The sequence below is a fragment of the Streptomyces sp. NBC_01288 genome (assembly GCF_035982055.1).
Classification (GTDB): Bacteria; Actinomycetota; Actinomycetes; order Streptomycetales; family Streptomycetaceae; genus Streptomyces.
Map to the genome: position 1 here is coordinate 8171474 of NZ_CP108427.1, position 21436 is coordinate 8192909.

At 70.3% G+C, this 21436-nt stretch carries 20 protein-coding genes; 12 read left to right on the forward strand and 8 right to left on the reverse strand.

The annotated features are described in order from the left end of the window. The first annotated feature begins 8 nt into the window (after positions 1-8). From OG194_RS36735 to OG194_RS36760, 6 genes are all read left to right on the forward strand, one after another. Positions 9-1292 carry an amidohydrolase family protein gene (locus OG194_RS36735; protein WP_327405058.1) on the forward strand — a complete coding sequence of 428 codons (1284 nt, stop codon included), beginning with the start codon at positions 9-11 and terminating at the stop codon, positions 1290-1292. Beyond that, a complete protein-coding gene (locus OG194_RS36740; RefSeq protein ID WP_327405059.1) occupies positions 1289-2554 on the forward strand; it encodes an amidohydrolase family protein in 1266 nt (421 codons plus the stop codon). The genes OG194_RS36735 and OG194_RS36740 overlap by 4 nt, the downstream gene beginning before the upstream one ends. 24 nt (positions 2555-2578) lie before the next feature. Further along, positions 2579-3298 (forward strand): VIT1/CCC1 transporter family protein, encoded by a 720-nt coding sequence (locus OG194_RS36745; protein WP_327405060.1) that lies wholly within the window; start codon positions 2579-2581, stop codon positions 3296-3298. A gap of 112 nt (positions 3299-3410) precedes the next feature. After that, a complete protein-coding gene (locus OG194_RS36750; protein ID WP_327405061.1) occupies positions 3411-4289 on the forward strand; it encodes a sterol desaturase family protein in 879 nt (292 codons plus the stop codon). Then, the gene (locus tag OG194_RS36755; protein ID WP_327405062.1) at positions 4286-4993 is read left to right on the forward strand and encodes a lysoplasmalogenase; all 708 of its coding nucleotides are present in this window, start codon (positions 4286-4288) and stop codon (positions 4991-4993) included. The genes OG194_RS36750 and OG194_RS36755 overlap by 4 nt, the downstream gene beginning before the upstream one ends. Before the next feature lie 42 nt (positions 4994-5035). Further along, a complete protein-coding gene (locus OG194_RS36760) occupies positions 5036-6082 on the forward strand; it encodes a zinc-dependent alcohol dehydrogenase family protein (RefSeq protein WP_327405063.1) in 1047 nt (348 codons plus the stop codon). A gap of 35 nt (positions 6083-6117) precedes the next feature. Here the strand turns inward: OG194_RS36760 and OG194_RS36765 are convergent, their stop codons facing one another. The 3 genes from OG194_RS36765 to OG194_RS36775 all read right to left on the reverse strand — a co-directional run bounded on the left by OG194_RS36765 (position 6118) and on the right by OG194_RS36775 (position 10527). After that, positions 6118-7128: a CopD family protein gene (locus OG194_RS36765; RefSeq protein ID WP_327405064.1), complete on the reverse strand. Its 1011-nt coding sequence runs from the start codon at positions 7126-7128 to the stop codon at positions 6118-6120. 100 nt (positions 7129-7228) lie between these two features. Continuing rightward, positions 7229-8863: a CoA transferase gene (locus tag OG194_RS36770; RefSeq protein WP_327405065.1), complete on the reverse strand. Its 1635-nt coding sequence runs from the start codon at positions 8861-8863 to the stop codon at positions 7229-7231. A 131-nt stretch (positions 8864-8994) separates the two neighbouring features. After that, on the reverse strand, positions 8995-10527 hold the full coding sequence (locus tag OG194_RS36775) for a S8 family peptidase (protein ID WP_327405066.1): 1533 nt from the start codon (positions 10525-10527) through the stop codon (positions 8995-8997). A gap of 251 nt (positions 10528-10778) precedes the next feature. Between OG194_RS36775 and OG194_RS36780 the strand changes: the two genes are divergently transcribed. From OG194_RS36780 to moaA, 3 genes are all read left to right on the forward strand, one after another. Further along, positions 10779-11135: a DUF485 domain-containing protein gene (locus OG194_RS36780; RefSeq protein WP_327405067.1), complete on the forward strand. Its 357-nt coding sequence runs from the start codon at positions 10779-10781 to the stop codon at positions 11133-11135. Next, the gene (locus tag OG194_RS36785) at positions 11132-12751 is read left to right on the forward strand and encodes a solute symporter family protein (protein ID WP_327405068.1); all 1620 of its coding nucleotides are present in this window, start codon (positions 11132-11134) and stop codon (positions 12749-12751) included. Before OG194_RS36780 ends, OG194_RS36785 begins: the two co-directional genes overlap by 4 nt. 185 nt (positions 12752-12936) lie before the next feature. Further along, entirely contained in the window at positions 12937-13926 is a 990-nt protein-coding gene (moaA, locus tag OG194_RS36790) for a GTP 3',8-cyclase MoaA (RefSeq protein ID WP_327405069.1), read from the forward strand. 24 nt (positions 13927-13950) lie between these two features. On the opposite strand, the gene OG194_RS36795 is transcribed toward moaA, so the two are convergent. Next, entirely contained in the window at positions 13951-14169 is a 219-nt protein-coding gene (locus OG194_RS36795) for a hypothetical protein (RefSeq protein WP_327405070.1), read from the reverse strand. A 224-nt stretch (positions 14170-14393) separates the two neighbouring features. Then, positions 14394-14792, reverse strand: a complete 399-nt coding sequence (locus tag OG194_RS36800) for a DUF3099 domain-containing protein (protein WP_327405071.1) — start codon at positions 14790-14792, stop codon at positions 14394-14396. 254 nt (positions 14793-15046) lie between these two features. On the opposite strand from OG194_RS36800, the gene OG194_RS36805 reads away from it, so the two are divergent. Beyond that, positions 15047-15325 (forward strand): GlsB/YeaQ/YmgE family stress response membrane protein, encoded by a 279-nt coding sequence (locus OG194_RS36805; RefSeq protein WP_043685229.1) that lies wholly within the window; start codon positions 15047-15049, stop codon positions 15323-15325. Between the two features lie 87 nt (positions 15326-15412). On the opposite strand, the gene tyrS is transcribed toward OG194_RS36805, so the two are convergent. Genes tyrS through OG194_RS36820 form a run of 3 tightly spaced genes read right to left on the reverse strand, consistent with a single transcriptional unit; the run spans position 15413 to position 19644 of the window. Next, positions 15413-16681 carry a tyrosine--tRNA ligase gene (gene tyrS, locus OG194_RS36810; protein WP_327405072.1) on the reverse strand — a complete coding sequence of 423 codons (1269 nt, stop codon included), beginning with the start codon at positions 16679-16681 and terminating at the stop codon, positions 15413-15415. Between the two features lie 48 nt (positions 16682-16729). Continuing rightward, a complete protein-coding gene (locus OG194_RS36815) occupies positions 16730-18124 on the reverse strand; it encodes a metallopeptidase TldD-related protein (RefSeq protein ID WP_327405073.1) in 1395 nt (464 codons plus the stop codon). Next, positions 18121-19644: a TldD/PmbA family protein gene (locus tag OG194_RS36820; RefSeq protein ID WP_327405074.1), complete on the reverse strand. Its 1524-nt coding sequence runs from the start codon at positions 19642-19644 to the stop codon at positions 18121-18123. Before OG194_RS36820 ends, OG194_RS36815 begins: the two co-directional genes overlap by 4 nt. Before the next feature lie 240 nt (positions 19645-19884). Here OG194_RS36820 and fabG point away from each other — a divergent pair, with 240 nt between their 5' ends. Together fabG and fabI are read left to right on the forward strand one after the other, a co-directional pair. Further along, on the forward strand, positions 19885-20604 hold the full coding sequence (gene fabG, locus OG194_RS36825) for a 3-oxoacyl-[acyl-carrier-protein] reductase (RefSeq protein ID WP_327405075.1): 720 nt from the start codon (positions 19885-19887) through the stop codon (positions 20602-20604). A gap of 5 nt (positions 20605-20609) precedes the next feature. Then, positions 20610-21377: an enoyl-ACP reductase FabI gene (gene fabI / locus OG194_RS36830; protein ID WP_327405076.1), complete on the forward strand. Its 768-nt coding sequence runs from the start codon at positions 20610-20612 to the stop codon at positions 21375-21377. Positions 21378-21436: the final 59 nt, after the last annotated feature.

The following is a 21436-nucleotide window of genomic DNA, read 5'->3' on the forward strand; positions in this document are numbered from 1 at the left end:
GGGCTGTTGTGACCGACCAGGAGCCGTACCTGATCATCTCCTCCGACTGCCATGCCGGACTGCCCACCGAGGAGTACCGGCCCTATCTGGACGCCCGGTTCCACCGGGACTTCGACGAGTTCCTCGCCGGACGCGACCGCCGCCGCGAGGAGATGACCCGGCTCGGCATCCGCAACGAGGCGTTCGCGGCCAAGTGGTTCCAGGACAACGAGGAAGGCCTGCGCGGGGGTTGGGACACCGCACAGCGCCTCAAGGAGCTGGACGGGGACGGGGTGGCCGCCGAGGTGGTCTTCCCGGACGCCGATGCCGTGGACAGCCAGACGGCCGCACCCTTCGGGGTCGGTCTCGGCCTTTCCGGGGACCAGGACCCGGAGTTGGGCATGGCGGGCGCGCAGGCGCACAACCGCTGGCTCGCCGACTTCGTCTCCGAGAACCCCCAACGGCACTGCGGAGTCGCCCTGTTGCCCGTGACGGCTCCTACGGGAAAGGTTGTCGCGGAGATCCACCGCGCCAAGGAGTCGGGCCTCGGCGCCCTGATGATCCCCTCCATGTGGGTCGACAAGGAGCCCTACCACGACCGCCGTTACGACCCCGTGTGGGCGGCGGCGGCCGAGTGCGGGATGCCCGTTCTCACGCACTCCGGGGCGGCGCCCCGCCACGAGTACGGCGACCATCTGGGCATCTATGTGAGCGAGGTGACCTGGTGGCCGGCCCGGCCGCTCTGGTTCCTGCTCTGGTCCGGGGTCTTCGAACGTCACCCGGGCCTCAAGTTCGGTGTGGCGGAGTCGGGTTGCTGGTGGCTGCCGAACCAGCTGTGGTTCATGGACCGCCTCTACCTGGGCGCCCACGGCGGCAAGAAGCTCTCGCCGTTCGCGGAGCTGAAACGGCCGCCGAGCGAGTACCTCGACCGGCAGATCTTCATCTGCGCCACCAACACCAAGCGCCGAGAACTGGCCCAGCGCTATGAGATCGGCGTCGACAACATCCTCTGGGGCAGCGACTTCCCGCACCCCGAGGGCACCTGGCCCGACACGCGCGCGTGGCTGAAGCGCACCTTCCACGACATCCCGGTGGACGAGACCCGCCGCATGCTGGGCCTCGCGGCGGCGGACGCCTTCGGCTTCGATACGGCGGCGCTGACCCCGCTGGCCCACCGGATCGGCCCGACCCCCACCGAACTCGGCCAGCAGGACGACCAGGCGGCCGTGACGGCGTCCTGGTCGCGCTCGCGCGAGGTGGGGCGGCACTGGCTGACCGACCACGACTTCCCGGTCCTGGGGGCGACGCCATGACCTCCACGGGCTCCACGGGGTCTGTCGGTTCCGACGGCGCGGACCGGTACACGGTCATCTCCGCGGACTGCCACGCGGGCGCCGATCTCCTGGACTACCGGCCCTACTTGGAGAAGCGGTACCACGACGAGTTCGACGCGTGGGCGGCCGAGTATGTCAACCCGTACCAGGACCTGCTCGCCGACACGGCCGACAAGAACTGGAACTCCGGGCGGCGGATCACGGAGTTGGAGGAGGACGGGATCGTCGCGGAGGTCGTCTTCCCGAACACCATCCCGCCGTTCTTCCCGTCCGGCTCCCTGATGGCACCCGCGCCCACGGCCGAGGAGTTCCGGCGCCGTTGGGCCGGCCTGCGGGCCCACAACCGCTGGCTGGCGGACTTCTGCGCGGCCGCGCCGGGCCGACGGGCGGGTGTCTTCCAGATTCTCCTCAACGACGTCCAGGAGGCCGTCCAGGAGATCCGGTGGGCGGTCGAGGCAGGTCTCAGGGGCGGGTTGCTGCTGCCCGGCACTCCACCCGGCTCAGGACTGCCGGAGCTGTACTCGTCGACGTACGACCCGATCTGGGCCGTCTGCGCGGAACTCGGCGTCCCCGTCAACCACCACGCGGGCTCGGCCTCCCCGCCCCTGGGCGACGAACCGGCCGCCCGCGCGGTGTACATGGTCGAGACGACCTGGTTCTCGCACCGCGCCCTGTGGCACCTGATCTTCGGCGGCGCCTTCCGCCGTCACCCGAACCTGAAGCTGGTCCTGACCGAGCAGGGTTCCGGCTGGATACCCGGGGTGCTCGACATGCTGGACTACTACCACGGGCGCCTGGTCGCGGCGGCGTCGAAGGCGTCGACCGCGGAGTCCAAGTTCGGCGCGGGGCTCGCCACTTCGATGGGCAAGGGTCCCTCGGAGGTATGGCGCGACAACTGCTTCGTGGGCGCCAGTTTCATGCGCCCCCATGAGGTGCCCCTGCGCGACCGCATCGGCATCGAGAAGATCATGTGGGGCAGCGACTATCCGCACGACGAGGGCACCTACCCGTACTCCAGGGAGGGCCTCCGCTTCGCCTACGCGCGCGTGCCGCGCGAGGAAGTCGCCGCCATGGTGGGCGGCAACGCGGCCCGCGTCTACGGCTTCGACCTCGACGCCCTGGACCCGATCGCGGCGAAGGTCGGCCCCACGGTGACCGAGATCGCGGAGCCGCTCGCCGAACCGCCGGCGGGCGCGACGAGCCCGGTGTTCGCGAGAGGGGCGTCGGTACGGGTGTGGTGAGGCCCGGGGTGGAATCCTCCGGGGGTGACTGAAACCAACGGCGAGTCCCACTCCGAGGCCCACGGCGGCAGCCTCGGTTCCCGGCTGAACTGGCTGCGGGCCGCGGTCCTCGGCGCGAACGACGGCATCCTGTCGACCGCCGGTCTCGTCGTCGGCGTGGCCGGTGCCACGTCCGACCGCTCGGCGCTGCTGACGGCCGGCCTTGCGGGTCTCCTCGCCGGCTCCATGTCGATGGCGGCGGGGGAGTACGTGTCCGTATCGACGCAGCGCGACTCCGAGAAGGCCGCGCTGGCCATGGAGAAGCGCGAGCTGAAGGAGCAACCCGAGGCCGAACTGGAGGAGTTGACCGAACTCCTCCAGGACCGCGGCCTGACCCGCGACGTGGCCAGGGAAGCGGCCGTCCAGCTCACGGAACGCGACGCCCTGCGCGCCCACGCCAGCGTGGAGCTCGGCATCGACCCCGACGACCTCACCAACCCCTGGCACGCGGCCTGGGCGAGCTTCCTGTCCTTCACGGCCGGCGCCCTGCTGCCCCTCCTGGCGATCGTCCTGCCCCCGGCCGACTGGCGCCTCGGCGTCACCGTCGTCTCGTCCCTGGCCGCTCTCGTCTTCACCGGCTGGACCAGCGCCCGCCTCGGCGCGGCCGACCCGAAGCTCGCGATCGTACGGAACGTGGCCGGGGGAGCGCTGGCGATGGCGGTGACGTATGTGGCGGGGACACTGTTGGGGGCTGCGGGAGCGTGACCGGTTGGGTGACCTGTTGGCGGAGATCGCCAACAAGCAAGCGCGTACCCCAGGTAATACTTGTGGGTAACAACGTCTAGGCGTGGCCGATTCGCGGTTTTACGGTTCATCCATGCCGAACCTGCCCGATGCCGTGCTCTGGTCGATACCCGCCTTCGTGCTGCTCACCGTGATCGAGATGATCAGCGTGCGCGTCCATCCCGACGAGGACGCGGCGGGCTACGAGACGAAGGACGCCGTCACGAGCGTCGGCATGGGGCTCGGGAGCCTCGTCTTCGACTTCCTCTGGAAGATCCCGATCGTCGCGGTCTACACGGCGATCTACGAACTCACCCCGCTGCGCGTGCCCGTCCTGTGGTGGACGATCCCGCTGATGCTGCTCGGACAGGACTTCTTCTACTACTGGTCCCACCGCGGCCACCACGTCATCCGCATCCTGTGGGCCTGCCACGTCGTCCACCACTCCAGCCGCAGGTTCAACCTCACCACGGCCCTGCGCCAGCCCTGGACGACCCTCACGGTATGGCCGTTCTACGTCCCGCTCATCGCTCTGGGCGTGCATCCCGCGGCACTGGCGTTCTGCTCCTCGGCGAACCTCGTCTACCAGTTCTGGATCCACACCGAGCGGATCGACCGCATGCCCCGCTGGTTTGAATTCGTCTTCAATACCCCGTCCCACCACCGGGTCCACCACGCCTCCCAGGGCGGCTACCTGGACCGCAACTTCGGCGGCATCCTCATCGTCTGGGACCGGCTCTTCGGGTCCTTCGTGCCGGAGGTTGAGCGGCCCGTCTACGGGTTGACCAAGAACATCAACACGTTCAACCCGATCAAGGTGGCCACCCATGAGTACGCCGCCATCGCCAAGGACCTGAAGGCGGCGACCAGTTGGCGCGAGCGCGTGGGGCGCGTGTTCCGGGGACCGGGCTGGCAGCCGGTGCCCGCCCCGGAGCAGGGCGTCCCGGCCGCCGAGGAGACCGCGGCCGCGTGAACCCACGTACCGCACGCCCGGCCGTCTCCCGCGCGCTCCTGACCGTCTTCGCCCTGGCCGCCTTCCTGGACCTGCTGTCGCTCGCCGTCGGCTACGACCCCGGCCACACCGTCACCAAGCCCCTCCTGATGCCGCTCCTCGCCGGGTACGCGGCCCTGCGCGGCGCACCCCGGCTCCTCGTCGCCGCGCTCCTCCTCGGCTGGGGCGGCGACACCCTGCTGCTCTCCGACGCCGACCCCGCCTTCCTCGCGGGCATGGCCTGCTTCGCGGCCGGCCACCTCTGCTACCTCGCGCTCTTCGGGACGTACGGCGGCCCGAAACGTGTTCCACGCGTGCGTGCCGGTCTGCTCGTCGCCGGGTACGCCGTCGCCCTTGCCCTCACCGTCACGCTGCTGTGGCCCGACCTCCCGGCGGACCTGCGCGTGCCCGTGGCCGGCTACAGCGCCCTCCTGACGGCCATGGCGTGCGCCGCGGCTGCCCGGCTCGGCCTCGTCGCCGGGCTCGGCGGGGCGCTCTTCATGGTCTCCGACACCCTCATCGCGACCGGGGTCGCCGACTGGCCGCAGCCACCCAGGCCCGACGTCTGGATCATGCTGACGTACGTCGCCGCACAGTTCCTGCTGGTCCAGGGCATGCTCGGCACCCTCGCCGAGCGCCGCGCACCGGCGGCGGCGTACCGTGAAGTGCGCTCGACCACCCCCTGAGCGCACCGCACCCGCACACCCGCGACGAGAAGGACCCTCGCCATGCGCGCCACCACCATCCACGCCCCGTTCGACATGCGCGTGGAGGACGTCCCTGAGCCTCTGGTGCAGCTGCCCACCGACGCGGTGGTCCGGGTGCTGCGGGCCTGCATCTGCGGCAGCGACCTGTGGGCGTACCGCGGTGAGTCGGCCCGGCAGCCGGGGCAGCGCATCGGGCACGAGTTCCTCGGGATCGTGGAGGAGACCGGCTCCGAGGTGAACGGCGTCAGGACCGGTGACCTCGTGGTCGCGCCCTTCATGTGGTCCGACGGCGTCTGCGACTACTGCCGCGAGGGCCTCACCACCTCCTGCGTGCACGGCGGCTTCTGGGGCGCCGTGGGCTACGACGGCGGCCAGGGCGAGGCGGTACGCGTGCCCTTCGCCGACGGCACCCTCGTACGGCTGCCGAAGGAGGCGGCCTCCGACGACCACCTGCTGTCCGCGCTGCTGACCCTGTCCGACGTCATGGGCACCGGCCACCACGCCGCCCTCGGTGCGGGCGTCCGCAAGGGCGCCACTGTCGCCGTCGTGGGCGACGGAGCGGTCGGCCTGTGCGCCGTGCTCGCCGCCAAGCGCCTCGGCGCCGAGCGGATCATCGCGCTCGGCCGCCACGAGGTGCGCACGGACATCGCCCGCCGCTTCGGCGCCACCGACGTCGTCGCCGCACGCGGTGAGGACGCCGTCGCGGCCGTCCGCGAACTCACCCGCGGCCAGGGCGCACACGCCGTCGTCGAGGCCGTCGGCACCGAGCAGTCCATGCGGACGGCCGTCGGCATCGCGCGCGACGGCGGCGCGATCGGCTTCGTCGGCGTACCGCACGGCAGCGGCACGGGCCTCGACCTCGGGGTCATGTTCGACCGGAACATCGCGCTGCGCGGCGGGGTCGCACCGGTCCGCACGTACATCCCGGAGCTGCTGCCGGACATCCTGGACGGCACGATCGACCCCTCGCCCGTCTTCGACCTGACGGTCAGCCTGGAGGGCGTGCCCGACGGCTACAAGGCGATGGACGAGCGCACGGCCCTGAAGGTCCTGGTCACGAACAGTTGATCAACTATTGATCGATGGATTGATCGCCTGATCGGTCAATGCCAGCGGATCGGCACCGGCAATGCCGTCAACAGTCCGGAGATCCCGACCACCACCCCCAGGGCGACGACCTCCGCCCGCGCGGGTGAGCACGCGGTCAGCGGATCGGTGGCCCGCCGCAGCCTGGAGCGCGCCCACAGCGCCATTACGGCGACGGCGGCGACGAGGATCACCTTCGCGAGCAGGGTGCGCCCGTACGCCGTCGTCGTCAGCTGGTCCAGGATCGTGCCGGCCGGCATCCGGCGCAGCGAACTCCACACGCCTGTGGCGGTGATCGCGGCGAGCAGTACGGCCGCCACGCGCGCGTAGAGCCCCAACAACGCGGCCCCCGCCTCGGTACCCCGCCACTGCCGCAACGTCCGCAGCACGTGCAGCAGACCGCCCACCCACAGCGCCGCGCACGTCAGGTGCACCAGGGTCAGTTCGGAGCCGACCAGGGGGCTGTGCTCGCTCGCCGGGTGCACCCGCAGCGCCTCCGCGAGGACCACGGCGGCCAGGGGCCACACCAGGAGGCCGGGTCTGCGCGACCGGGCGCACAGGGCCGCCACGGCGAACGCGTTGACCTCCAGGAGCGCCAACTCGCCGTCCCGGGACCGGTAGAGCCCGCCGACGTCGATCTGGGCGAGGCTGTGCGGCACGAGGTTGCCGGTCGCCACGACCGACGCGAGCCCCAGCGCGGCGACGAAACCGGCACCGGCCGCGTACAGGGCCCAGCTGCGGGGGCCGTTCGGGGGAGCGCCGGGCACGGTACGCGCCAGCCGGTTCACGAACAGCTCGCCCAGGGGGACGCACAGCGCGCCGAACAGCACCGCCCGCAGCAGCGCGATGCCGCCCACGCCGGGCGCGGCCGCCTCCCCGGTGTCGTGTAGCGCGGCGGCCGGGCCGAGCAGGGATATCAGCGCGGCGAGCACCACCAGGGCCAGTACGGCGACAGCCCGACGCGGACCGGGGCGCCGCCCGGAGCCGCTCGTGTCGTCCACTTCGACAGTCGGTCGTATCAAGGTCACCCCAAGATCTTCACCAGCCGCCACATAACCGGGCAAGTGCAACAAAACGACCGACGGAACGGCATTCCGCTCATAGGTACGTTTCCGCCCGACCCCCGCATCAAGCCCAACGAGCCGGGTCCGTGCCCCAACGCCCCGGCGGCCGCGCCCAGTTCGTGGGCCCACCGACGAACGACACCGGCGACAGGGCGTGCCGCAGCCGCCCGATATCGCTGTCCGTCTCGACGAGCCAGGCATCGGGCTGGTTGTACGCCGTCCCGTGCTGGCCGTCTGCGGTTCCGCCGCGTTCGTGTGCCGCCGGGCCTTGCTCGTCCGCGGTCCCGTCCCGCCCGTGTGCCGCCGGGCCGCTCGCGTACGCGGCCCCACGGCGCTGGTCCGCCGCCCCGTCCTGCTCGTCGGTCGCCCGGAGCTGCCCCTGTGCCGCCGCGTCGCTGGCAAACACCGCCCCGCCGTGTTCTTCCGCCGCCCGGCCCTGCCCGTTCCCGCGCGCCGTTCCCGTCACCGTCCCGTCGGCCACCGCCTCTCCCCGCTCACCCCCGTCCGCCGTCAGCCACGCCGCGGTCCGTGCGAGCGCCAGCCGCAGGGCGATGCCGCGACCGTGCTCCGACTGTTCCGTCACCGCTCGCAGCACCGCCCCCGCCAGCAGATACCCGGTCCCGTGATCGAGGGCCTGTGCGGGCAGCGCGCCGGGCTGCCCCGGCGCCCCCTCGATCGCCGCGATGCCGGTGGCGACCTGCACCAGGCTGTCGAACCCCCGCCGGTCACCCCAGGGCCCGTACGCGCCCCACGCCGACAACTGGGCCACGATCCCCCCGGGCCGACGGTCGGCCAGCGCCTCGGGGGAGAGCCCGAACCGGTCCAGAGCGCCCGGCCGATACCCGGTGACGACCACGTCCGCCCGCGCGAGCAACTCCTCGAAGGCCCGTCGGTCGGAGGACAGTCCGAGGTCCAGCCGGGTCGACCGCTTCCCGAAACCGGTGTCCCCGTGCGCGTCCGGATCCTCGGGCAGCTGCGGGGCGTCCACGCGCAGCACGTCCGCGCCCAGCAGGGCCAGCGTCCGCGTGGCGATCGGCCCCGCGATGACCCGGGTCAGGTCGAGCACGCGCAGCCCGGCGGCAGGCAGCAACGGGTCGCCGTCGAGCGCCGGGAGCACACGCGCGCGTGCGGTGCCGAGCCGCTCACGCTCGACGAGCGGACGCCGGGCCACCGCGACCCCCTGTGCGTGCGCGGCCCACTCCTCCGCCGTCCGCAGCGTGACCGCGAGGCCCCCGGCGCCGTAGACGGTCTCCTCCACCTCCGGTGCGGACCGCTCGGCGAGCGTCTTGGCCACGTCCTCCACCGACGCGCCGCCCGGCAGCTTCAACGCGTCCAGCAGCCGCGCCCGGTGGTGCGGATAGTTCGCGTGGGTGCGGACCCAGCCGTCGGCCGTCCGCCAGAACCGCGACAGCGGCGCGAAACCGACCGGCGCCCGCCCGTCGATCAACAGATGCCGCTCACTGACGAACGCCGTCGCTACGGCCCCGTCGTCCACCCGCACCCCGGGCACCTCCGTCAGCCCGGCCCGCCGCGCCCCCAACTCGGCGGCGGCCAGCGCGCACGCCCCCACACAGGCCCGCGCCAACTCCCGTACGGGAAGCCGCGCTTCGAGCGCCCCCTGACGCGTGACGGTCGAGACGTGCGGGACCAGAGCGGGATCGCCGCCCAGGGCGGCCCATGCCATCTTGATGTCGGTCATGATTTAACTATGCAGTATTGATTCAATCAATGTAGGCAATGCGGATATGGATGGCTGTACAGACACGAACGGACCGGGCGGAGATCCGCCCGGCCCGTGAACAGGTGCCTCGTGAACTGGTGAGGTGTCGGCTACTTCACCGCCCGCAGCGCGTTGACGATGCCGAACCCGTAGAAGCCGTTGACGCGCTTGCCGCCCACGCAGGTCGCGTCCGCGACGCCGTCGCCGTTGGTGTCGTACGGGGCGGTCGGGCAGCCAGGGTTGTCCGCCTCGGCCTTCAGCAGCGCCTGCAACTGGGCCGGAGAGGCGTGCGGGTGCGTCGACTTGAGCAGCGCGGCCACCGCGGCGACATGCGGGGTCGCCATCGAGGTGCCCTGGAGGTAGCCGTAGGAGTTGTTCGGCAAGGTAGAGAGGATGCGGCCGTTCTTCGACGGGGTGTCCGGGATCTGCAGGGCGTCACCGCCGGGCGCCGACACGTCGATCACGCCCTGGCCGTAGCTGGAGAAGTACGACTTGGCCTTCTTGGCGCCGACCGAGCTCACCGTGACGACACCCGGCAACTGGGTCGGTACGTCGAAGCACTTGTGCGGGTCGACCGTCCGGGGCGTCGCGGTCGAGTCGTCGGGGCTGGAGTCGTCGACGAGGGCGTCCGAGTCGAGGTCGTCGTTGGAGTTGCCGGCCGCGGCGACATTGAGCGTGCCCTTGCTCTGGGCGTACAGCTGGGCCCTGTTGACCGCGTCGACGATGGCACGTTGATCGGGGTCGTCCATGCAGTTGTACAGCCAAGGATCAACGTAGTAGCTGTTGTTGGTGATCTCCACGCCGTGATCCGCGGCGAACACGAACGCGCAGACCACGCTCTCCGGATAGAACAACTGGGTCGAGTCCGGCTCGGCCACCGTGATCCCGGAGACCTTCACGCCCGGCGCGACACCCGCCACACCGATGCCGTTGCGGGCGGCGGCGATCTCACCCGCGACATGCGTGCCGTGGTAGTGGGCGGAGTCCACGGGACGCCAGGAGCCGTACGTCGTGTCCGCCTTGCCGCCGACACAGTTCGCGGACTGCGAGGCGGAGAAGTTCGGGGCGATGTCCGGGTGGGTGTCGTCGACGCCGACATCGATGACGGCGACCGTCACGCTCTTGCTGCCCGGGTTGATCTTCGCGGCCTTGTCGGCACCGATCGCGGGCAGGTCCCACTGGTCGGCTTCGAGCGGCTCGCTGTCACCGGCGGCGGCGGAGGCCTTCGCCGTCTTCGCGGCCTGGTCCTTGGAGAGGTACTGCACCGCGCCCTCGTCGGTCGTCGAGGCGAGGCTCAGCGGCGCCGTACGCGTGGCGCCGGCCGACTGGACCCCGCGCACCGCACGGATCCGCGCGCCGAAGTCGGGGTTCGCCGAGTGGACGACGATCACACCGATCTTCTCGTACGTCACCACGATGGTGCCGCCGGCCGCATTGATCGCCTTCTTGACCGAGTTGATCGTGTGGTGGTCGAGCCGGGTGTTGACCACATACGCAAGGTTCGGTGCGTCAGCGGCCTGCGCGGTGGTCTCCGCGATCGGGACCGCCGAGGCCGCCGACGGGAGGAAACCGAGCGAGGCGGTCAGCGACAGGACGACCGGTACGGCAAGGGCGAGCCGGCGTCTGGGGCGCAGATGAGCCATGGGATCTCCACATCATCCGGAAACGAAACGGCCCGAGACGTGGTGGCGCGCTCGGGCAGGTACATCAGGTACATGACGAGTGGTGCAGACCTGAAGTTATCTCCCGCGGCGGCTGGCCAGCAATGATTTCCCAAAGACGACTACCGAAAGAAGTCAAAGGAGTTGAACCGGTCGACGTGTCGCGCCGTGCCCTTGGGCAGGAAGCACCGAGCCAGACCAGAACCCGCAGGTCCGTAACGCGAGGAGACACCGTGGCCACCGAGACACCACCCCCCTCGAAAGCCGAACACCAACTCCCCAGTACCGAGGAGTTCGAACAGGTCCAGGAGAGCGCGGAGTTCGCCGAACTGCGCCGCGCCCACCGCTCCTTCGCCATCCCGGTGACCGTCGCGTTCATCGTCTGGTACCTGCTGTACGTGCTGCTGTGCAACTACGCGGACGACTTCATGGACACCAAGGTCGTCGGCCACATCAACGTCGCCCTGGTCCTGGGCCTCGCCCAGTTCCTGACCACCTTCCTCATCGCCTGGTGGTACGCGCGGTACTCCGCCGCGAAGCTCGACCCCAAGGCCGAAGCCATCAAGTCCCGGATGGAGGGCGGCGCATGAGCCCCACGATCACCCTGGCCGCAGGCGAGGCGAGCCAGCACCGGCCGCTGATCATCACCCTGTTCGCGATCTTCGTCGCCGCCACGCTCGTCATCACCGTCTGGGCGGGCCGCCAGACGAAGAGCGCCGCCGACTTCTACGCGGGCGGCCGCCAGTTCACCGCCTTCCAGAACGGCCTCGCCGTCTCCGGCGACTACATGTCCGCCGCGTCCTTCCTCGGCATCGCCGGCGCCATCGCCCTCTTCGGCTACGACGGCTTCCTGTACTCCATCGGCTTTTTGGTCGCCTGGCTGGTCGCCCTGCTCCTGGTGGCCGAACCGCTGCGCAACTCGGGCCGCTACACCATGGGCGACGTCCTCGCGTACCGCATGCGCCAGCGCCCGGTCCGCACCGCGGCCGGCACCTCCACCATCGTGGTGTCGATCTTCTACCTGCTGGCCCAGATGGCCGGCGCGGGCGTCCTTGTCTCGCTGCTCCTCGGCATCACCACCGACGCGGGCAAGATCGGCATCGTCGCCCTGGTCGGTGTCCTGATGATCGTGTACGTCACCATCGGCGGCATGAAGGGCACCACCTGGGTCCAGATGGTCAAGGCCTGCCTACTCATCGCCGGCGCCCTGCTGCTGACCTTCCTGGTGCTGCTGAAGTTCAACTTCAACATCTCCGACCTGCTCGGCAAGGCCGCCTCCAACAGCGGCAAGGGCTCCGCCTTCCTGAACCCCGGCCTCAAGTACGGCGCCACCGGCACCACCAAGCTGGACTTCATCTCCCTGGGCCTCGCCCTGGTCCTCGGCACCGCCGGCCTGCCGCACATCCTGATCCGCTTCTACACGGTGCCCACCGCCAAAGCCGCCCGTAAGTCGGTCATCTGGGCCATCGGCCTGATCGGCGCCTTCTACCTGATGACCCTGGCCCTCGGTTTCGGCGCCGCCGCACTGATCAAACCCGACGAGATCATCGCCTCCAACAAGGCGGGCAACACGGCCGCCCCCCTCCTGGCACTGCATCTGGGCGGAGTCGACTCCAACTGGGGTGCCATCCTCCTGGCCACCATCTCGGCGGTCGCCTTCGCCACGATCCTCGCGGTCGTCGCCGGCCTGACCCTGGCCTCGTCCTCCTCGTTCGCCCACGACATCTACGCGAACGTCATCAAGCGCGGCCAGGCGACGGAGAAGCAGGAGATGGCCGCCGCCCGCTACGCCACGGTCGGCATCGGCGCCGTCTCCATCCTCCTGGGCGCCCTCGCCCGCGACCTGAACGTCGCCGGCCTGGTCGCCCTCGCCTTCGCGGTCGCCGCCTCCGCCAACCTCCCGACGATCCTCTACAGCCTCTTCTGGAAGCGCTTCACCACCTCCGGGGCCCTCTGGTCGATCTACGGCGGCCTGGTCACCGCGGTCGGCCTCGTCCTGTTCTCGCCGGTCGTCTCGGGCAAGCCCGCGTCGATGTTCCCGGACGTCGACTTCCACTGGTTCCCCCTGGAGAACCCCGGCATCATCTCCATCCCCGTCGGCTTCCTGCTGGGCTGGCTCGGCACGATCCTCTCCAAGGAGGAGCCGGACACCGGCAAGTTCGCGGAGTTGGAGGTACGGTCCCTGACCGGCACCGGAGCCCACTGAGCCGCCCCGCCCGGTCCACCTGAGTCCCCCCACCAGGTCCCCCCACGTCGACGGCCGCGTCGTAGATCCCTACGACGCGGCCGTGTCGTACCTCGTGGGATCGGGCCGCCCTCGTTGTCAGAGGTGTCGCGTACGCTCGCAGGTGTCGGAAAACATGCGATCCGAAACGAGGGAGGGGGGCACACGTGCTCATCGACACCTATGGCCGAGTAGCCACCGACCTGCGGGTTTCGCTGACCGACCGGTGCAATCTCCGGTGCACCTACTGCATGCCCGAGGAGGGCCTGCAGTGGCTGGCGAAGCCCGACCTCCTCACGGACGACGAGATCGTCCGCCTGATAGACATCGCGGTCACCTCCCTCGGCATCGAGGAGGTCCGCTTCACCGGCGGCGAGCCCCTGCTGCGCCCCGGCCTGGTCGGCATCGTCGAGCGGGTCGCGGCCCTGGAGCCCCGCCCCCAGATGTCCCTGACGACCAACGGCATCGGCCTCAAGCGCACGGCGACCGCCTTGAAGCAGGCGGGCCTGGACCGGGTCAACGTCTCCCTGGACACCCTGCGCCCCGACGTCTTCAAGACCCTCACCCGCCGCGACCGCCTCAAGGACGTCCTCGCCGGCCTGGAAGCCGCCCACGCCGCGGGCCTGACCCCGGTGAAGATCAACTCGGTGCTGATGCCGGGACTCAACGCCGACGAGGCCCCCGACTTGCTGGCCTGGGCCGTGGAGCACGCGTACGAACTGCGCTTCATCGAGCAGATGCCCCTGGACGCCCAGCACGGCTGGACGCGCGAGGGCATGGTCACCGCGGGCGACATCCTCACCTCCCTCCGCACCCGCTTCGAGCTGACCCCCGAAGGCTCCGACGAGCGCGGCTCGGCCCCCGCCGAGCGCTGGATCGTGGACGGCGGCCCGCACCGCGTGGGCGTCATCGCCTCGGTCACCCGCCCGTTCTGCGCGGCCTGCGACCGCACCCGCCTCACCGCCGACGGCCAGATACGCAACTGCCTGTTCGCCCGCGAGGAGACCAGCCTCCGCGGCGCGCTCCGCTCCGACACCCCGGACGAGGAGATCGCCCGGATCTGGCGCCAGGCGATGTGGGGCAAGAAGGCGGGCTCGGGCCTGGACGACCCGTCGTTCCTCCAGCCGGACCGGCCGATGTCGGCGATCGGCGGCTGAGCAGCCGTCGTAGGCGAACGGGCTCTACGGGATCTCGGGCTCTTCCCAGTCCTCGAACTTGACGACGTCCTTCAGGAAACCCCGCACACCGAGGAACTGGGACAGGTGCTCGCGGTGCTCCTCGCACGCGAGCCACGTCTTGCGTCGCTCCGGCGTATGGATCTTCGGGTTGTTCCACGCGAGGACCCACACGGCGTCGGCGCGGCAGCCCTTCGCGGAGCAGATCGGGGTCTCGTCACTCACGGGAACTCACGGAATTCGTCTCACAGATGCGCTGATAAAGGCGACGCCGAGCAGCCACGGGGGGAGCTGCCCGGCGTCGGTCCGTCGCTCCGACGGGGGATGCGGAGCGCGTACGAAGTATGTCACGGGTGACCGCTAGCCCGGCACCGGAACAACATGATTGATCTGAGCTTTTCTTGAGCTTGGTGCGGAGCCGACGTCCGGTTCTGGCGCGTTCGCCATGGTCACGACCGGTCGTACGGTTCGCCTCCCACACGGGGTGCCGACTCGGGCACGACCTCTTCCGGGACGGGTTCCGCGAACGTCCCGTCCGGCCTCGGCGGCGCGATCATCGGCCGCAGCGGCGCGGTGACGAACGTGGACGGAAGCCCCGGCGCGTTCTCCCGCCCGGCGTTCGCGATCACGACGGCGACATAGGGGAGCAGTACGCCGAGCACCAACGCGACGATCGCGACGTGCCGTTCGACGTTCCACAGCGCGCAGGCGAGGATCACCGACACCGTACGGACCGACATCGAGATGATGTACCGGCGCTGGCGGCCGCGGATGTCCTCCGCGAGTCCCGTCCGGGCTCCGGTGATCCGGAACACCTGGGCCTTGCCTTCGCCGTGCAGCTTCCGCATCACATTCCACCGTCCGCCCGCATCGGACTCTCCCCGGCCCGCGACCCCGGTTCGCACCCGATCCGGGAACCGGGCCCCGACACGTTCCACGTTACGCCGCGCCTCCGTCGCCTTCGAGACCGGGGGACCTCCGGCCTGGGCGAACGAACTGCGCCGTAGCGCGTATGGCCGTACCCGACATGCGCCGTACGGCGACCGGACCCACACTTGGCGTAATGCTCACGTCGAACGTCGAGCCGTACAAGGAGGCAGCCATGGGCTGGTTGTGGGCGATCATCGTGGGATTCGTGCTCGGCCTGATCGCGAAGGCGATCATCCCGGGCAAGCAGCACAGTCCGCTCTGGCTGACCACCATCTGCGGCATTCTCGGCGCCATCGTCGGCAACGCGATCGCCCGAGCGGCCGGCGTCGACGCGACCAGCGGCATCGACTGGAGCCGCCACGCGTTCCAGCTCATCGCCGCGATCATCATCGTCTTCGTCGTCGACATGGCGTACATGGCGACGATCGGCAAGAACAAACAGAGAGCCTGAGGACAGCGCCCCAAAGGGGCGCGGGGAACTGCGCGACCAGCCACGACGAAAGCCGCGGCCCGCAGTTAACCCGCGCCCCTTTGGCGCTTACGCTCCGGTCACCTCGACCGCCGCCAGGTTCTTCTTGCCCCGCCGCAGCACCAGCCACCGCCCGTGCAGCAGATCTTCCTTCGCCGGCACGGCATCCTCCGCCGCGACCTTCACGTTGTTCACGTAGGCCCCGCCCTCCTTCACGGTCCGCCGCGCGGCCGACTTGCTCGCCACGAGGCCGACCTCGGCGAACAGGTCGACGACCGGGCCGAGTTCGGCGACCTGGACGTGCGGCACCTCGGAGAGCGACGCGGCCAGTGTCTTCTCGTCCAGCTCCGCCAGCTCGCCCTGTCCGAAGAGGGCCTTGGACGCGGCGGTCACGGCGGCGGTCTGCTCGGCGCCGTGCACCAGCGTCGTCAGCTCCTCGGCCAGCGCGCGCTGCGCGGCACGGGCCTGGGGGCGCTCCTCGGTCTGCCGCTCCAACTCCTCAAGCTCCTCACGGGACTTGAAGGACAGCATGCGCGCGTACGTGGAGATGTCCCGGTCGTCCGTGTTCAGCCAGAACTGGTAGAACGCGTACGGCGTGGTCATCTCCGGGTCGAGCCAGATGGCGGTGCCCTCGGACTTGCTGAACTTCGTGCCGTCGGCCTTGGTCATCAGCGGTGTGCCGTAGGCGTGCACCGTGGCGTCCGGCTCCAGGCGGTGGATCAGGTCCAGGCCCGCCGTGAGGTTGCCCCACTGGTCGCTGCCGCCCTGCTGGAGCGTGCAGCCGTACCTCCGGTAGAGCTGGAGGAAGTCCATGCCCTGGAGAATCTGGTAGCTGAACTCCGTGTAGCTGATGCCCTGTTCGGAGTCCAGACGCTTGGCGACCGAGTCCTTCGCCAGCATCTTGTTGACGCGGAAATGCTTGCCGATGTCGCGGAGGAACTCGATCGCGGAGAGGTTCGCCGTCCAGTCGAGGTTGTTCACCATGACCGCGCCGTTCTCGCCCTCGAAGGACAGGAACGGCTCGATCTGGCGGCGCAGCTTCTGGACCCAGCCGGCGACCGTCTCCGGGTCGTTCAGCGTGCGCTCCGCCGTCGGGCGGGGGTCGCCGATCTGGCCCGTGGCCCCGCCGACCAGCGCCAGCGGCCGGTGTCCCGCCTGCTGGAGCCGACGCACGGTGAGCACCTGCACCAGGTGACCCAGGTGCAGCGACGGCGCGGTCGGGTCGAAGCCGCAATAGAACGTGACGGGACCGTCCGCGAGCGCCTTGCGCAAAGCATCTTCGTCAGTGGACAGGGCGAACAGGCCCCGCCACTTCAGCTCGTCGACGATGTCCGTCACGGTTCTCGTATCTCCTTGAGTGGTCTCGCGAATCAATCAGGTACGAGGTTATACGCCCTGACTGACAGAGCTCATATTGAAGTCCGGCACCCGCAGCGCGGGCATCGCGGCCCTGGTGAACCAGTCGCTCCACTCCCTCGGCAGCGTCTTCTCCGTCCGCCCCGCCTCGGTGGCCCGGCCCAGCAGATCCACCGGCGACTCGTTGAACCGGAAGTTGTTCACCTCGCCCGCCACCTCGCCGTTCTCGACGAGGTAGACGCCGTCCCGGGTCAGCCCGGTGAGCAGCAGCGTCGCCGGGTCGACCTCGCGGATGTACCAGAGGCAGGTCAGCAGCAGCCCGCGCGTGGTGTTCGCGACCATCTCCTCCAGGGAGCGGTCCTCGCCCCCGCTCAGGATCAGGTTGTCGATCGACGGCGCGACCGGCAGCCCGGTCAGACCCGCGCTGTGCCGGCTGGTCAGCAGGTGCTGCAACTCGCCCTCGCGCACCCAGTCGGTGGAGTTCAGCGGCAGCCCGTTGTCGAACACCGACTGGTCGCCCCCGGAGGTGTGCGCGAGCACGAACGGGGCGGATTCCAGGCCCGGTTCGTTCGGGTCGCTGCGCAGCGTCAGCGGCAGTTCGGTGAGCTTCTCGCCGACGCGGGTGCCGCCGCCGGGCTTGGAGAACACCGTGCGGCCCTCGACCGCGTCCCGGCCCGACGCCGACCACATCTGGTAGATCAGCAGGTCCGCGACCGCGGTCGGCGGCAGCAGCGTCTCGTACCGGCCCGCGGGCAGCGGGATCCTCCGCTCCGCCCAGCCCAGCCGTACGGCCAACTCCGCGTCCAGCGCGGCCGGGTCGACGTCCTTGAAGTCCCGGGTCGAGCGGCCGGCCCAGGCCGAGCGCGTACGGTCCGGGGACTTGGCGTTCAGCTCCAGCGTGCCGTTGGGCTGGTCGTGGCGCAGGCGCAGGCCCGTCGACGTACCGAGGTAGCTGGTGACCAGCTCGTGGTTGGCGAAGCCGTACAGCTCGCGACCGCCCGCACGCGCGCGTGCGAACGATTCGCCGAGCGCCGGGGCGAAGTCGGCGAACACGGAGGACGAGGTCTCGGCGGGCGCGTCCGTGAAGTCGGGCGACTGAGGTACGCCCGTGACCAGCGGCTGAGCGTCCTCGGCGGGCGCGGCACCGCGCGCGGCGGCCTCGGCGGCCCGCACCAGCGGCTCCAGTTCCTCCGGGGTGACGGCCGACCGGGACACGACCCCCGAGGCGCTGCCCTCCTTGCCGTCGACGGTCGCGATGACGGTGAGCGTGCGCCCGCGCGTGACGCCGTTCGTGGTCAGCGCGTTGCCCGCCCAGCGGAGGTTGGCGGTCGACTGCTCGTCGGCGATGACGACACAGCCGTCGGCCCGGGACAGTTCGAGGGCACGCTCGACGATCTCGTGCGGCTTGTTCGTCCGAGGACTCATCGACCGGCCTCCTGGGTGGTGTTGAGGATGTTGACGCCCGTGAAGAGGGCCGACGGGCAGCCGTGCGAGACCGCGGCGACCTGGCCCGGCTGGGCCTTGCCGCAGTTGAAGGCGCCGCCCAGGACGTACGTCTGCGGACCGCCGACGGCCGCCATGGACCCCCAGAAGTCGGTGGTCGTCGCCTGGTACGCGACGTCCCGCAGCTGCCCGGTGATCCGCCCGTTCTCGATCTTGAAGAACCGCTGCCCGGTGAACTGGAAGTTGTAGCGCTGCATGTCGATCGACCACGACCGGTCGCCCACCACGTAGATCCCGCGGTCGACCCCGCCGATCAGATCCTCCGTGGACAGCCCCGCCGGGTCCGGCTGGAGCGACACGTTGGCCATCCGCTGCACCGGCACATGGCCGGGGGAGTCGGCGTACGCGCAGCCGTTGGAACGCTCGAAGCCGGTCAACTTGGCGATACGGCGGTCGAGTTGGTAGCCGACCAGGGTGCCGTCCTTGACGAGGTCCCAGGACTGGCCCTCGACGCCCTCGTCGTCGTAGCCGATGGTCGCGAGGCCGTGCTCGGCGGTGCGGTCGCCGGTGACGTTCATCCGCTCCGAGCCGTACTTCAGTTTGTTGAGCTTGTCGAAGGTGGCGAAGGAGGTGCCGGCGTAGGCGGCCTCGTAGCCGAGCGCGCGGTCCAGTTCGGTGGCGTGGCCGATGGACTCGTGGATCGTCAGCCAGAGGTTGGACGGGTCGACGACGAGGTCGTACAGGCCCGCCTCGACGCTCGGCGCCCGCATCTTCTCGGCGAGCAGCTCGGGGATGCGCGCCAGTTCCTCGTCCCAGTCCCAGCCGGTCCCGGTGAGGTACTCCCAGCCGCGGCCCACGGGCGGCGCGATGGTGCGCATGGAGTCGAACTCACCGCTCGACTCGTCGACCGACACCGCGTTCAACTGCGGGTGCAGCCGGACCCGTTGCTGGGTGGTCACCGTCCCGGCGGTGTCGGCGTAGAACTTGTTCTCGTGCACGGTGAGCAGCGACGCGTCCACGTGGTTGACGCCGTCCGCCGCGAGCAGCCGGGAGCTCCAGTCCGCCAGCAGCCCCGCCTTCTCCTCGTCGGGCACCGAGAACGGATCGATCTCGTACGACGAGATCCACGTCCGCTCCTCGTGCACGGGCTCGGCGGCCAGCTCGACCCGCTCGTCCGACCCGGCCGCCTTGATCACCTGGGCGGAGAGCTTCGCCATCGCCACCGCCTGCGAGGCGACCTTGGCGGCAGCGTCCAGGCTCAGGTCCACGCCCGAGGCGAACCCCCAGGTGCCGCCGTGCACGACCCGCACCGCGTACCCGAGGTCGGTGGTGTCCGACGTACCGGCGGGCCGGGCGTCCCGCAACCGCCAGGACGCGCTGCGCACCCGCTCGAACCGGAAGTCCGCGTGCTCCGCCCCGAGCGCACGCGCGCGTGCCAGCGCGGCGTCGGCCAGGGCGCGTAGCGGAAGTGCCGTGAAGGCTTCGTCGATGGAATGGGGCACGGAGGTCTCCCTGCTGTCGTGGCCTGTCGGGTCCGATCATGTCGCGCGAGCGGGTGCGGGGACCACACGTTTCCGCGCTGCGTCGGCACTTTCTGTAGGGACCCGACAGCGAGTCCCGTAAGCCACTGTCGGTGCCCGATTGTCCGCCGGACGGGGCGGACCGATAGGTTTTCGATAAAGCCGCCTGTCGACCAGGTGTACCGGGCAGGCGTGCAGGACCGCTATCGAAAGGGTGATCCGTTGAGCCGCTCGGTTCTCGTCACCGGAGGCAACCGGGGCATCGGCCTCGCCATCGCCCGTGCGTTCGCCGACGCCGGCGACAAGGTCGCCTTCACCTACCGCTCGGGAGAGCCGCCGGCCGCCTTGCTGGAATTGGGCTGCCTGGCCGTGAAGTGCGACATCACCGACTCCGAGCAGGTGGAGCAGGCCTACAAGGAGATCGAGGCCGAGCACGGCCCGGTCGAGGTCCTGATCGCCAACGCCGGCGTCACCAAGGACCAGCTCCTGATGCGCATGTCCGAGGAGGACTTCACCTCGGTCATCGACACGAACCTCACCGGCACCTTCCGCGTCGTCAAGCGCGCCAACCGCGCGATGCTGCGCGCCAAGAAGGGCCGCGTCGTGCTGATCTCGTCGGTCGTCGGCCTGATGGGCGGCCCCGGCCAGTCGAACTACGCCGCCTCCAAGGCCGCCCTCGTCGGCTTCGCGCGTTCCCTCGCCCGTGAGCTGGGCTCGCGGAACATCACCTTCAACGTCGTCGCGCCCGGCTTCGTCGACACCGACATGACCAAGGTGCTCACCGACGAGCAGCGTGAGGGCATCGTCAAGCAGGTGCCGCTCGGCCGTTACGCGCAGCCCGAGGAGGTCGCCGCGACGGTGCGGTTCCTCGCCTCGGACGACGCCTCGTACATCACTGGAGCCGTCATCCCCGTAGACGGCGGACTGGGAATGGGTCACTGATCACCATGAGCGGAATTCTCGAGGGCAAGCGCGTCCTGATCTCCGGTGTGCTGCTGGAGTCCTCCATCGCCTTCCACGCCGCCAAGCAGGCCCAGGAGCAGGGCGCCGAGATCATCCTGACCGCGTTCCCGCGGCCCACGCTGACCGAGCGCATCGCCAAGAAGCTCCCCAAGCCCACCAAGGTCATCGAGCTCGACGTCACCAACGCCGAGCACCTGGCGCGCGTCGCCGACGTCGTGGGCGAGGAGCTGGGCGGCCTCGACGGTGTCGTGCACTCCATCGGGTTCGCGCCGCCGGACGCGCTCGGCGGCAACTTCCTGAACACGCCGTTCGAGTCGGTCGCCACGGCGATGCACGTCTCGGCGTTCTCCCTGAAGTCGCTGACCATGGCCTGCCTGCCGCTGATGCAGAACGGCGGCTCGGTCGTCGGCCTCACCTTCGACGCGTCCTTCGCGTGGCCGCAGTACGACTGGATGGGCCCGGCCAAGGCCGCCCTGGAGGCCACCAGCCGCTACCTCGCCCGCGACCTGGGCAAGCAGAACATCCGCTGCAACCTCGTCTCCGCGGGCCCGCTCGGCTCGATGGCCGCCAAGTCCATCCCGGGCTTCAGCGAGCTGGCCTCCGTGTGGGACGACCGCTCCCCCCTGGAGTGGGACCTCAACGACCCGGAGCCGGCCGGCAAGGCCATCGTGGCCCTGCTGAGCGACTGGTTCCCGAAGACCACCGGCGAGATCGTCCACGTGGACGGCGGCCTGCACGCCATCGGAGCCTGACCTCCCGGCCCGGCCCCTCCTACGGCGTCGACGCCCCGTTTCCCGCACCGCGCGGGGAG